The sequence below is a fragment of the Mucilaginibacter gossypiicola genome, assembly GCF_900110105.1.
GTDB lineage: Bacteria > Bacteroidota > Bacteroidia > Sphingobacteriales > Sphingobacteriaceae > Mucilaginibacter > Mucilaginibacter gossypiicola.
This window is the reverse complement of sequence record NZ_FOCL01000002.1, coordinates 202380-215692: the sequence shown is the minus strand read 5'-3', so window position 1 is coordinate 215692 and position 13313 is coordinate 202380. Positions and strand designations below refer to the sequence as shown.

General features: G+C 43.4%; 16 protein-coding genes. All 16 read right to left on the bottom strand.

The annotated features are described in order from the left end of the window. Positions 1-2 precede the first annotated feature (2 nt). The 16 genes from BMX50_RS06120 to BMX50_RS06050 all read right to left on the bottom strand — a co-directional run bounded on the left by BMX50_RS06120 (position 3) and on the right by BMX50_RS06050 (position 13285). Complete coding sequence (locus BMX50_RS06120; RefSeq protein ID WP_091209194.1) at positions 3-1274, bottom strand: amidohydrolase family protein; 1272 nt, start codon at positions 1272-1274, stop codon at positions 3-5. Positions 1275-1435: 161 nt separating this feature from the next. Further along, entirely contained in the window at positions 1436-1741 is a 306-nt protein-coding gene (locus BMX50_RS34195) for a hypothetical protein (RefSeq protein ID WP_143065099.1), read from the bottom strand. Positions 1742-1875: 134 nt separating this feature from the next. Next, positions 1876-2334, bottom strand: a complete 459-nt coding sequence (locus tag BMX50_RS06115; protein WP_091209191.1) for a PH domain-containing protein — start codon at positions 2332-2334, stop codon at positions 1876-1878. Continuing rightward, complete coding sequence (locus BMX50_RS06110) at positions 2318-2911, bottom strand: hypothetical protein (protein WP_091209188.1); 594 nt, start codon at positions 2909-2911, stop codon at positions 2318-2320. The genes BMX50_RS06115 and BMX50_RS06110 overlap by 17 nt, the downstream gene beginning before the upstream one ends. After that, entirely contained in the window at positions 2911-3687 is a 777-nt protein-coding gene (locus tag BMX50_RS06105) for a DUF4099 domain-containing protein (protein ID WP_091209185.1), read from the bottom strand. Before BMX50_RS06105 ends, BMX50_RS06110 begins: the two co-directional genes overlap by 1 nt. 1 nt (position 3688) lies before the next feature. Beyond that, positions 3689-4897, bottom strand: a complete 1209-nt coding sequence (locus BMX50_RS06100; RefSeq protein WP_091209182.1) for an ArdC family protein — start codon at positions 4895-4897, stop codon at positions 3689-3691. Further along, positions 4881-5318, bottom strand: coding sequence for a M23 family metallopeptidase (locus BMX50_RS06095; protein ID WP_091209180.1), 438 nt, complete (start codon positions 5316-5318; stop codon positions 4881-4883). The genes BMX50_RS06100 and BMX50_RS06095 overlap by 17 nt, the downstream gene beginning before the upstream one ends. Continuing rightward, a complete protein-coding gene (locus BMX50_RS06090) occupies positions 5315-5725 on the bottom strand; it encodes a hypothetical protein (protein ID WP_091209177.1) in 411 nt (136 codons plus the stop codon). The genes BMX50_RS06095 and BMX50_RS06090 overlap by 4 nt, the downstream gene beginning before the upstream one ends. A gap of 20 nt (positions 5726-5745) precedes the next feature. Beyond that, positions 5746-7719, bottom strand: coding sequence for a type IV secretion system DNA-binding domain-containing protein (locus BMX50_RS06085; RefSeq protein ID WP_091209175.1), 1974 nt, complete (start codon positions 7717-7719; stop codon positions 5746-5748). Between the two features lie 11 nt (positions 7720-7730). Next, entirely contained in the window at positions 7731-8525 is a 795-nt protein-coding gene (locus BMX50_RS06080; protein WP_091210333.1) for a DUF4138 domain-containing protein, read from the bottom strand. A 1-nt stretch (position 8526) separates the two neighbouring features. After that, positions 8527-9672 (bottom strand): conjugative transposon protein TraM, encoded by a 1146-nt coding sequence (gene traM / locus BMX50_RS06075; protein WP_091209172.1) that lies wholly within the window; start codon positions 9670-9672, stop codon positions 8527-8529. Between the two features lie 4 nt (positions 9673-9676). Continuing rightward, positions 9677-10081: a hypothetical protein gene (locus tag BMX50_RS06070; RefSeq protein WP_091209170.1), complete on the bottom strand. Its 405-nt coding sequence runs from the start codon at positions 10079-10081 to the stop codon at positions 9677-9679. Further along, on the bottom strand, positions 10059-10673 hold the full coding sequence (gene traK, locus BMX50_RS06065; RefSeq protein WP_091209167.1) for a conjugative transposon protein TraK: 615 nt from the start codon (positions 10671-10673) through the stop codon (positions 10059-10061). Before traK ends, BMX50_RS06070 begins: the two co-directional genes overlap by 23 nt. A gap of 64 nt (positions 10674-10737) precedes the next feature. After that, on the bottom strand, positions 10738-11892 hold the full coding sequence (locus tag BMX50_RS06060; RefSeq protein WP_091209164.1) for a TraJ family protein: 1155 nt from the start codon (positions 11890-11892) through the stop codon (positions 10738-10740). Continuing rightward, positions 11889-12668, bottom strand: coding sequence for a hypothetical protein (locus BMX50_RS06055; RefSeq protein ID WP_091209161.1), 780 nt, complete (start codon positions 12666-12668; stop codon positions 11889-11891). The genes BMX50_RS06060 and BMX50_RS06055 overlap by 4 nt, the downstream gene beginning before the upstream one ends. Then, the gene (locus BMX50_RS06050) at positions 12665-13285 is read right to left on the bottom strand and encodes a hypothetical protein (RefSeq protein WP_244280876.1); all 621 of its coding nucleotides are present in this window, start codon (positions 13283-13285) and stop codon (positions 12665-12667) included. Before BMX50_RS06050 ends, BMX50_RS06055 begins: the two co-directional genes overlap by 4 nt. Positions 13286-13313 lie beyond the last annotated feature (28 nt).

The window sequence follows — 13313 nt, the reverse complement described above, 5'->3', positions numbered from 1 at the left end:
AGTTATTTCTGGTAGACCCTACCTCCTTTAATTACCATCTCGACCGATTTGATATTATCTATATTGCTTAGCGGGTTGCTTGAAAGCACGAGTATATCTGCATCCATACCGGTACTTATACTTCCTTTAACTCCATTCAGGTGAATTGCAGCTGCGCTATTTTTTGTTGCCGCTACGATAGCGTCAAATGGGCTGAACCCGGCATCGGTTACCAGCAAACGCATCTCTTCCTGTACGAATTGTTCCTGATCATCGTCCGTGCCTGCACAAATAGTAACGCCTGCTTTATAGGCACGAGTAGTAATACGTTTGGCGATCTCATAGTCCCATTGCATAGAGGTGTCACTATCAGCCCATTTTTTATAAGTCAGTAGCGTTGCGTCGAATACGGTGTGATGTTGTTTCATCTCATCAAACAACTCATCCAGCGCAGGTACTGATTTATCCCAGAAAGCAGCGTCATGGTGGCCTTTCTTCCAATAATCAGGCACCTTTTCTACTTTTTCATAAATGAGCAGCGGCGCGTGGGAAATTGAAATGCAGCCGCCGTTAACAAGGTCGGAAGGCTTTGCACCCTGCAACCAAGCGTGCGACCACACGGGGATGTTTTGTCTTTTTGCTTCAGTTATAATTTTCCTAGCTAAAGCAGCGGAAAGATCTGCGTATAACTTAATGCCACTGGCACCGCAACCCCTGGCTTCCGCTACCGCCAACACCAGGTTAGTCGTATCTGTTACGGCTTTCATATAGGGCATATTACCGGGCATACCACCTTTTGTTGATGATTGTGTTCTTGGATCACTAAAAAATGGGGGTCCCGCCATCAATGCAGAATAGTAAATTCCAGGTGACGTAAATTCACCTTCACCAGCATCGCGGGCAAGTTCGGCTAATATCCTTGCGTCGCCAGCCATATCCCGAACTGTTGTTATACCACTATAAAGCATCTGCCTTAATACTTCTAAAGTATGGGCTCGGTTATCAGTACCGCCCGGGTCGGTAGCCATATGCACATGGCTGTCGATCAAACCAGGCAGCAAATATTTCCCTTTTAAATTAATGACAACAGCAGAATCGGGGAGCGCTGTAGTTCCTGTCGGAAAAACCCCGGCAATTCGCCCATTCGTAATAACAACAGTCTGATGAGTCGATGGTACCGGATGCCCGGCATCAATTATGGTAACGTCAGTAAGTATTAAAAGGTGTGGTTTTAATTGTGCGAAAGAAAGCCAGGGAAGTAAAACAAGTATAAAATAACAGGTATAAAATTTCATGATCTTGCGCTTAAATGATTGATATAGCCCAATTTATCACATTTTTTATAATGACATGCTTATCTGGCGTCTTTTTGAGTTTATTTTTAGAGGAACCTTATCACAATAAAGCGGTTAAGGTATCCGCTTTAGAACTTGCAAAATAAAAAACATTAAGGTAATCAATGATATTGGCGGTGAAAAACATTGCTTCTCATATATTCATTGAAACGCTGTCTATATAAACGTTCTTCATTAAGCTTCCGATTGATCACACCACAACGCCAGAAGCATAGCACCCATGTTAATCCTATAACACCAAACAAAGTAAATGTTTGTTTTCTGACTTCGGCATTCCTGATGACACGTTCTTTCACCGGTAATTTTGCATCTAACTTTTGATGCGCATTGCTTGCTCCCAAAATACCAAAAAAGGCGAAAGTGGAGATCAGGCAGGCAAGCAGAAAATTTCTGACGATAGCTTTCATGGTGTTAAAGTGAATTTAAAGTTACTAAAAAACTTAGTTTTAATCAAGCCTTTTTTGACAATTTATCATGATAAAGTTTGCATTTTCGTAAAGATAAAGTACAGCATTTTGAAAAATGGGACATCCCGGGAATTTCAATTCAACTCTATGATTTTGTTAATTTTCCTCGCATCCTGTACGCGCTCCCTGATGGTTTCAATAATATCTGATAACGAGATCCCCCGTAGCTGGATTACTGGATTCTCAATGTCGGTACTTTTCAATGTGACGTCCATCAAGCGAAAGATTTGGAGGATAAATGATTGGGTAATAATGTAATCCTTAATTCTGTACATCTCTACCTGATCGATCCGCTTAAAAAAAATTCCCCTGCTGATCCGTATATATTCTTTACCGATCAAATATTCATAATTTCTAAGATAAAGGACGCGGTACCACGCCAGGCCCGTAAAAGCTAAACTAAATACAATGAAGTATGCGGACAGCTGCCAGGCTAAAAACAAAAAGGTCAATGCCAAGGCCAGCAAAGGCAATACCTTTATAAAAGCAAAAATAACCGATGGTTTAAGCTTGATATCATCTTGATGAGTCATATTTTAATTGGTCTAAAAAGGTAAGTTGATTCAATGGTTTACAGGTTCGGATCATTGTCCGGATGCCAAGCCTGGTTTCAAAAGCATACAGGCTTAGTTTTTCTTCTTCAAAAACCGCTGTTTGCTCTTTCAGCCGGGCAATAACCTTACCGGCCTGAACGTATAGCCTTACCGGTTTGTTCCTGATTGTGGCCGCCACTTTGATGTCGGTGATTCTGCCAATCAACTCATTGCCAAACGCCAGCGTAAATTCACGGCCTTTTAGGTTCAAGCGCACCCATTTGAGCTGCCTATCACTTATTCTTGCACCCGTTGCTATAAAAAGCAGTTCATTGAAGTTTTGATAGTTCGCTTGATTCAGGGTTAAGAATGCAACAGCTTCCAAAGCGGAAAAAGTGATGATTACCTGTCTTGCAAACTGATTTCCCGCAGTCCATAGATTCCTGGTTGCGGGCACGCGGTGTATCGCCTCACTGAAATGTTCCTGTTGATCCCCGAAGTCAAAGAAGGGTTCCTCAGCAGCAAAAAATTCCTGAATTATTGGAGGAACCCCCAATTTTGTCAAATAATCAATCATTACCGTGAACCGCCACGGGTATATGTCCGATTGACCTGGTTGGGAACGTGCTGATTTTTACTTTCATTAGCATCCTGAACCGCATGATAATAACCCGGACTTAACTTAGCAGCATCAACTTCATTCCGTTGTTGATTAAACAGCATATTTAACCCTTTGTAAACCACATAGGTTAAACCGCCATCGATTAAAATTGAGGCGACCAATGCCAGCTTATTTGCCCGGATACCATGTGTGTCGGTTGCTGAAAAGCCAAGCGTAGTTTTATCAGGCAACGTTACTTCTTTGCCCTTGCGATAATTTTCTTTTTGTGCAGCAGTCAGAAACTGGAGGTTAACCATATCAGGTGCCAGGATCTTTTCCGTATCCGAAATGATGAACTCGCGGGTTTCCGAATCGTACTCCACCAACAGTTCTTTTTTATTGCCTTTATCATCAGTGGTAGTTTTGAGATAGTTAGCAACTTCGCCTTTTTCGAGTTTTTGTGCCTCGTTATCATCCAGGAAAGATGGCGTGGCAGGCTTTTTATATACAGGGTGTATTAATAGGTTTATTTTGCCACTTTCATCGGCCTTCAAGGAAACTTTGGCATCCATTGATTTTATTTTAATGTTCTCGGCTTCGAGATTTTGCAGCTGCATTAAACCTGTCCGCCGGCCTGATAATAGCGCTTTTAAATCATCCACATTGAGCAGCAACTGGCCGCCTGATGCAAGACCGATGGTTTCCAAATCCTGCATTGGAAGCATCTTTTCGTTATAGTGTATTACATCCATTTTATCGGCCAATTTTATTACGGGTTACAGTGACTTCTTCACTTACTTCGGCAGCTACTAATTGCTGCTCAGCCGGATTGTTTTTAGCGCCTAGCAGCGACTTGTAAAGACCATCGGTTTGTTTGAGGTTAAACTTATTGCCTTCCATATCTTCCATCTTAAAAGTTTTACCTTTCAGATCAAGCACTTTGTAAACGTTGTTGTTATAGGAGATTTCATCGCCTTTAGCCAATGCTGTCGTCTCACCGCCTTTTTCAGCAACAACTTTTTGCTCCGTCATATTGTTCTCCTGTTTTAAATCACGCTTTTCACCAAGGTCAAGCACAAAGTCAAGTATTTTTTGTGCGTCAGCAGATGCCCGAAAAAGCTCAAAAGGCTCATCTTTCAATATTTTTACCCAGCTGTTGACGTACGCTGCATGCTGACCGAAGTTATGCCCAATTTGCAACTCGCTGCCAATCATCAGAGAAGCGATCTCAGCGCGCAACTCTTCACGGGCGTATAGCTCGGATCCAAAACGTCCTTCCATTGGACGATTAAGGCGGCTTTCGTGTCCTGTCCAATGTCCAAGCTCATGCAAAGCGACCGCATAATATTTGGTTTCGTTATCAAACTGTTCTTTGAAAGGCAGTTGGATAGCATCTTTGGTTTTGTTATAATATGCCTCATTCCCGCCATGGTTGATATTGGCCCCACTCGCAGACAATAAACTTTCTGCCTTCTCTATGGGCGTCCATTTCGGTTCTGCTCTGTTTTGTGCAAGATATTCGGCGAGTGGCGGCACTCCTTTAATTTGTTCCGCGTTGAAAACCCATGCATTGGTGATCAAAGGTTTATCAAGTGCGGTCACACGGGTTTGGGTTTGACCATTTTCGTCTTTGATTTTATCGCCATTGATATCCCGCATCGCTTCCATGTTGGAGGTTTTGACGAAGTTAATCAGTGTTGCTTTGGCACCTTTTTCTACAGTGAAACCTGCATAGTCGGCTTGCTTTAATGTCATCCAGCGCGGATCCTGATAGCCTTGCATGGAGAGCCACAACGCGTTCATTCCGCGATAATTTTTATTAGTAGTTGGGTTTACAGGAATAGTGAATGCGGGTGCATCCGAATCGTTCCAGGGTTTTTGAAATGCCGACGTGCCTTCTTTCAATTCTGCGATGAGTTTGTTGGCAATTTGCTCGTGCAATGGTTTAAAATTTTTGCTCATGATCTGTAATTTTTAGTATTTGGTATAGAAAATTCAATGGATTGAGGTATCGCTTTTGATAGCGGACGCTGAAATGCAGGTGTGCCGCGGTTACATGCCCTGTGGCTCCGCTGATGGCGATGGGCTGACCTGCAATGACCGTATCTTTTAGAGCGACAAGGGATTTGCTCAAATGCCCGTAAATGGTATTCAATTCACCATGCTGTAAGTTGATCGCCATCCCAAGATTTGGGGTGAAATCTACCGACCGGACCACGCCATTAAGCACCGCGTAAACTGTATCGTAATTCGCTCTAAAATCTATACCGGTGTGGTAATCAAGCTTTCCGGTAAGCGGATGGCTACGATAGCCAAACGGAGATGTAACGGTTAGTGATTTGAGCGGCAGGCAAACGATACACATGGCGATAATGGATCTCATCGCGAGTGCGCCTTTTCAAGGCCGAGCTTCTCTACCGGTTTTGCGGGCTGCAATGCTTTATCCCAAATTCCGGGATTATGTGCTGCGACTTCAAGCGACTGCCAGTGCGCGGTATTCGTGCCCCGCTCCAAAAGCAAGCCGATCTTGTATAAATCTTTGAAATTGGCAAGTGGCATTGTAGAGCCATTGGCCGTCAAATCGTTAAGAATAGTTTTTTTATCTTTTAATTTGAGTAAAAACTCAGGCGGGTAAACGGCTTCGCTGCCATTGTTAAGTGCGACATACACTTCTTTAGATTGTACCCGATCATAAGTTACGATGGCAACTTTTCCCTGGCCATTCGCAGGGTCTACGGTTAAATCCGGCCGCACGAGGACGAGCGTGCCGTTTAAGCTTTCATTGTTCATGATTTTAAGATTGAATGATTTTATTGGGCGGATGATGAGCGGAACTGGCTAACCATTTGTTGGATTTCCAGCGTGATCCGTGAAAAGTTCTGACGCAGTATTTCGTCCTTTTTATCCCCGAAATTGTAGAACGTGGGTAGTGGCTTATATCCTTTTTCCTCTTTCGCAATCGCCTTCAGGTCTAGTGATATCCGGCAGTTGACTGCGGATGTTTCAAACTGGCCCGTGTAAGTTTCGCGCGCATCCGCCGCGATGACGCCAACCATTTCACCGGCATTTAATGAAGCTATTTTACCGGCTGGAATAAGCGCCTCCAGCTTTTCATTAAGAGAGGTCGAAGTTTTATTTCGGTCGATAGAAAGGCCTTCGCCAATTTGTTTACTCTTGCCAAATAAGCGTTCCAGCCACTCCAGGGTTTCCTTATTTCTTACCGATCCTGACAATACATTTCCAATCACGGAGGTCAAGACCGCAGCTGTTTCTTTGCCATATTGCTGGTTGAGCATAGGTATTTCCTGGAATCCCAGGCACACACATACGTGATTCGATCTGGCAGTTGCGATCAGGTTATCGCACTTATTTATATATAAGGATGGGCATTCATCGACGATCAGCGCCGAGGGAAGATTGCCTTTTGAATTAATTAATTTGGTTAACCGGTTAACTACGATTGAATAACAGGCCGAATTGATATTCTGTGTGCTCGGGTCATTGGCCAATACCAACATCGCGGGATTTTCCTTGGAGGAAATTTTCAGATCGAAGTCATTTCCGGAAAAAATCCAAAAAGTCTCCTTCGTGGCTAAGCGGCTGGTAAATATTTTTAGTGTTCCTATCTGGCCTTCCAATTGGTCAAAGGCTTTCGCATTATAAGCAGTCATAAAGGGAGACAGCAAAGGCCTCAATTCCGGTTCAGAGGTAAGTGCATTAAATATTTCTTCATAACTGCAATTGAGCAAGGCCAAAACGTGAGGAAAACTGGATAAAACTCCGTTTTTGAATTTGCTCATAAAGTAGATGCAGGATGCCAAAAAATTGATGGCAGACTGCGTGAAAAACTGATCGCTTCCACCTGAACGATCGCCTTTTTTGAGCGCCTCAACGAGTGCCTCGGCTGTTTCGGAAGCATCAGCCAGTGATCGGATATAATCAGCCCGCCAGGGGTTAATTCGCCTACTTTTTTCAACTTCATTAAGATTAACGACATGGAAAGTAAATCCCTTTAATTTCCCTTGTTGCTTTGCCAATAAGTAATGATAGTATGCGATATGCCCGAGGTCAGGATATTTAAAATCATACAGGCATACCGTAAATTGCTTGGCAATCAGCTGCCGGATAAACGGATTAATAACGGAGAATGATTTACCGGAACCCGGTGTACCAATGACAATCGTGCCGCGAAACACATTTACAATATTGATCCATCCATTTCTGACTTTGCCTTTGTAATAAAAGAGCATGGGAATGTTCACCGAGTACGGTGTTTCGAGCTTACCCACCGGTTGCATAAAGCTTTCGGCCTCTGTATTCCATTGATCTTTACCAAGCCCCGACTTGATCAGCTTGGAAATATTATCCATTGCCAGACTGGTCATTAAAGCACCTATGAATGAAGAAATAATATAGGCCAGGTTAAACCATGATGTATAAGCAAAAGCAAAAGCGGAGGTTCGCCCTTGTAAAATAATGCTACCGAAAAACAGGAAAAGCCCCAGGCTAAGCGGGTAAACAATGTGCTTTTTGGGGTTCAGGTCTTTTTCTTTTTTTGCCAGCGTACCGATACTAACCAGACACATGAGTGTCATCGTGGTGAGCTTGCTGTAAACAAGGCTATCATAAATGGCTATATGAGCGATCTTATCTAAAGGAGTAAAAAAAAAGCCCCAAAAAGGGGCTTTGCGGTAAACGAAGATGACGACTTCAAGCAGGACAGATAAGTATATAGCAGCTTGCATGAACCCATGCAACTTCTGCTGTTCACGGGTTTCTTCCATAAACCATTGCTTTAAAAGTCAATTGTATCAGCACCAAGCAAATCTTTGTAGTTAATGGAAAGCGCTATCACCCGTCCGGAAATTTGCTTTTCGCTGAGTTCGGCGCGGAGCACCTTATTGCCGGGAAAAGACATTTTTTTAAATACAAAAATGTTGCGGTAATATTTGGAAAATGACGGCACGCCGGAAAGCACGAACACCGGACTGATCTCTACCGATTGGACGTTGGTTGCTTTTGTAACCTTTTTATCATCGATCTTGAACCGAAAATCCTCAATATCATATTTGAGGTTGGCTTTGTTTTTGAAGCCGATGTCTAAAAATATATAATCCCCCAAAGTGGCAATGTGATTGACCTGCCCTTTGAGGCCAAAAGCTTTCACCTTATCCAGCTTCTTATCAGCGCGTTCGGTATAGAGTTTCAGACAAAGGAGTTTAAGCTGGTTTTGCGATAACCCGATCCCGGAAATATCCAATGGGCGGGTATCTGCCTGATTGACATTTATTTCTGTCGGAACGCCAGGATAGCCAGGTAATAATTGATACTGGGCAATGTATTTTTCCCCCGCTATGGTAATCACCGAGCCGGTAAACGTTTTAAGGGAATCTTTCAGCTTGATCCGGATTACATTTTTAAGCGGTAGATCACCAATAAGGTTTTTATCCGATATGTCCACATACTGGACAGGTTCAGGTGAGATAAAATGGATGGTTAGGTTTTCCGGCAAATACACAACCGGCAGTTTTTCCTGAGCATCTGCAAAGGCAGCAAAAAGCAGGAAGAGGTATAGCAGTAACTTTTTCATATTAATATTTTTTTTGAGCGTTTTGTAATGCATCGGTATCGATGAGGTAGATGTAAGAGTTGTATTTGAGCTTGGCTTTATTTTTCCTTATTAGGTCGGCAATGGCGGAAGAAGTTGACTGGAATACCTTATCAACGGTGCTCATCAGGAACTGGCTGCCGTTAGAGCTGCCATCAATCGTGACACCTTGCACGGTATTGCTGCCCAAGTCCTTAGTGAATTCCCGAAATGATGAAGCTGGTACATACAGGCCCGGCATACCATCCAGGTCATAGACCTCTAATTTTACAGGCAGAATTTTACTGTCGTAAAGTATTGAAGTGATGGACATGGTTACCCGTTGCTCGGAAAAGCCGCTGATCTGAGCAAAGAGATAGGTGCCTTTGGCTATCAGAATGTCTCCGGCTTTGATATCCTCCAGAAGTTTCAGCCGCAAGCGTGATCCTGCATAACCAGTAATATTTTCATCAATTACGGCACTGATGAAATCCTGTCGATTTTCCGGTAAAACCGTATTAAAATCCGCCGAAGACTGTCCGGCTCTCGCAACGGTAAACTTAATTTGCGAAGCTTTTTCTTTAGCGATCTTTTCTGCGGCATCCCGCTTTTGCTTTTCAGCTTTGTAGGCAGGATCATTTGCTTTGGTGATGCTATCCATAACTGCCATTTGCTGTTTGAAGACTTCCATAGGATCTTTTTCATGCGGATCTGGTGGCAGAGATTTCCTTTGACCTGGCGCAGCTTTTTCATTAATGATCCTGGCCAGTTGTCGTTCACGGTTCATCGTACCGTACTCCATCTCGCGTGATTTTGCTTTTGCCGCGATGGAATCGAGCATTCTTTTCTGCTGCTCGGAGTAATCATTATGGTAAGCCGGATTACTTGTGGCTTCTTTGGGTATAACAGCCACAGCTGAATTACCATCGGCCTGTTTGTAGGTATTTCTGAAGGCATCCAGTTTATCGGCAAGCTGCCGCTTGCGAACATCATTCGATACGTTGCCAACGCTTGGGTTCAGGCCTACTTTAGGAGAGATATCCTGTTTTGGTTTGTCAAAGCTGCTATGCCAGGCATAATAAAAAAGGCAGAAAAAAGGCAGCAACACCAAAGGCAGGATGTATTTGGGTTGTTTAAAATTGATTTTCATGATTTTAATGTTGAATTTGTTGCAGGCTGTCAAGCGCATTTTCAAGCAACACGCTATCTGCCGATGAGAGTTGCTTGCTTACGCTAAGACTGTCAATGAGTTTTTTAAGACGCAGGCCCTCCTTAATCTTTGCAGCTGTCTGCAGGATTTTGGAAAACCCATCTCCGACAGGGTTAATCGTTTCCTTTACGTGAGTCGCTTTAGGTTCCGGGTGGCGGAAGACTGTAAAAGACAGCGTCGCGGATGCCAGCATGAGCACAATCATTACTCCCAGGAAAATTTTAGGGTAAGCGTTGAGTAAGCGCTTTGAGACGACACCCGCGATGAAGAAATAAGCGCCAAACTCTTTGCGTATTTCTGAATACAGCGTATCTCTCGGATCGCGGTTAGAATGTATTTTTTTCCACATCTTGTAAGTCTTTATTTTCGAGTGTTTTCCAATTGGTGATCAGCGCGCCATGTGGGTTGTTGTCACTACGAGGGATATCTTTCAGGTTACCTTCCGTGACCAGGGAGCGGATCACCGTTGAGCTGCGCCGGTCTATTTTCAGCTTGCCATAGTATCGGAAATACTTCCTGGGCATGTCCAGTACGATGGAATCGGTTTGGAGGGTAAGCACAGAACTTGATGACAGGATTGAATTAAAGAAACCATTCTCTTTGAGGTTATTGTATTGCTGCATCCCTGATTCATCTACCAGGTACATAGCCTTTTTCATTTGATACTCCATGTAATTATCATCCGGGGTCAGCGAAAAAAAAAGGGAATGAAATAGATCGACATGGGCGCGGTATTCTGCCGGCCGGTTCATTTGCATATCGGTTTGACGGGCAAGGATCGGCACATTATTATCCAGCAGATAAATGCTCTTTTGTGCATTGGAAACCAGCTTATAAGCATAAAGACAGTTCATTCCAACGATTAATAGTGAGGTTAATAAACTTCCAATGGCAATGATCGTCGCAAGCCTGATCTTGGCTTCGATGTTTTTTATAATCATGATTTGTGGAAATAAAAAAGGCCGCTTTTTTTTGAAAGCGGCCTTTGGGTGAATGATAGAATAATTAGATAAAGCTTCCGGACGCGCGGCGCGCAACTCCTAAAACTGTTCCGGCGCTCCTGCCGAAAGTAGAAGTGGCGGAACTAATACCTGATGTTGATATGATCCAGGTGGAGATGCTTGGTACCGTAAACATGCAGATCGCACCGATTAGGAATACAATGATGACCGTTCCAAAAGACAATAAGCCGTTGCCGGCGAAAACAGCCATTTTTTCCAGATTAGCATCTAAACCGTTTTCACCAACAAGTTCTTTATACTTGCTGATTTCGGAGGTCATTGCATATTCCTGCATCAGGCCAGTTAAATACATGATCAGATAAGCAATTCCGCTGTAAAGGTTCACGGAGACAAAACGGGCGATCCAAGTACTAAAACTATCTCTGAAGGCTGGCAAAATACTTACAGCAACTGCAAATGGACCGAGTATGATTAAAATGGTTGAGTAAATAATTTGAATCATGAAAATAACGTACACTGCAATTCTCAATATCCAGATACCAATCAATTCCAGCATTTGTGTAAAAAGTAATTGCAGTCCGACTTGTAGTCTGTTTTTCAGCTCTAATAAAGGAGACACAACACTACTAATACCCTGTTTTACTGTACTGGTTACCGAGTCCCATGCCTGACCGTACCAAGTGTCGCTCTCTTTTTCCGCGACTTGTGTTTGTGCCTGATAAGTATAAAGAGAGTTGGCAACCGCCAGCATGAGGTTAGCCCGATTTAGCCGGAGATTATTGACGGTGGTTTGCTCGCTGTTAAACATTTGCTCTGTCTGGTTGGTTACCACATCTGTTGGGAAAGCAATTACTTTGACAAATATTCCCCACCAAAGAATCACCATCGCTAAGCCAAAGGGCCTCATCAATGGCATAATCTCCAACTGCTTATCACCAACCATCATCTCGTAGCTTTTGATAGCGAAAAAAATAATCATAAATATGGCGGCAAGGGCTTTTGCATCATTTATGAACAAATCAAAATGGATCCATACAGAATCCTTTAATCCCTTAAGAAAGTACATGACTCCATAGTCATAAACGCCATCACCCTGAAGAAATTCGATAGTTTTCGTATTGTCAATATTTGCCGTTTGCGCAAACACTGCCGGTGCCAATAGGCAAAGCAGTATGAATAATGATATTCTCTTTTTCATTGCACATGTTGTAATACTTTATTTGCGATATCGATATCTGCATGGGGTGTCCACTCCGGGACATCAACCTGGTTGAATTTAATGCGCTGCTGCTGCGCAGCCATATCAAGCGTAGATTGCGCAGAGGCGGTTCTGATGGCCCAAATACCGGAAAGACGCCGGTATTCCATGAGGTATCTGTGATATGCCAGAATACGTGCGCCACGATCCATATCAGTGGAATGGGCCGCATCTACCCGCTGTTTGAGCATATCCAATTCGTTTTTATACCAGCTATACAAGCCCTCGGACATCAGTTTTCCTGAAACTTGTGGCGAAAGCCCGGCGAGAATGGAGGACGGTGAGTTGTTTATTACGGGTGAAAGTTGGCCTTTATAATAAAGCAACCACAAAGGATCCGCATCACTGATCAAACCAGATTGATTGGCGATCTCAGAAAGGGCAGTATTTCTCACGGTATCTGATTGCAGTTTGTATTTATTATCAGTTGTGTTTAATGCGCCTACTAAAGCCAGCCGCTGTGTTTGAGGCCCGGATGCGCTCAGTGGCCGCAAATCTTTTTTGTGATAACTGGGATAAAAAAGTCCCCAGGTCAACCAGTAGTATGGGTTAAGGCTAAGAAACCCAGCTTTGGGGGTAAATTTATTCTGATCCCATTGCAGGTAAACCATGCGTTCCTGTTGGTACCTGATGCTTTGATCCTGCACAACTGATTGCGCAAAGGAGCCGCTGACCCAGTGTAAAATGAGCAGCGGCATTAAAATAATACTTTTCATTGTTTTAAATATTTTGCGTTTTGAATAATCTGATTGACAAAAGTTTTGTCCTGATTGATAAAGCCGGAGAAGGGATTGAGCGAACTAATAATTCCGCGTTCTTTTGCCCAATACATTGCGCGCCAAGCACCATAGGCCAGGCCATCAAGAATCTGTAATTGCTGGGTAACCTTGTGCAGGAGTTCGTCTCTTGCGCTGTAATTGGCCAAAATGTTATCCCCGTCTTTGAGAATGTAGCCTGAAACATCGCTTAACAACAAGGTGGCTCGTGTCCGCATCTGGGAAGTAATACCGTTAGCTAACAATAAAAGGGCAGGGTCTGATTTGGCAAGTGAGAGCGCCTGTTGCACATAACTGGTAATATCTGCAATGATAGCAGCCATGTTCTTTACAGCCAATCCATCTTTCAAGGCGGAGTTTACATTTGATAAAGACCGGTAAATAATCGTTTGGGCCAAAACCACCGACCCAACGTTGGTATTGAGATCCGTTATATTGTTGTTGATTTTGCCGAGATATTGATCATGCGTAGCTTCCGCAGTGCTCCTGACCGCGGCATTTTGTGATACGGCAGCAAAATGCCAGGGATCGACGACATATTGCTGGGCCTGCGCCATACCGCTGTATAGCAGCAGGCATAATGCC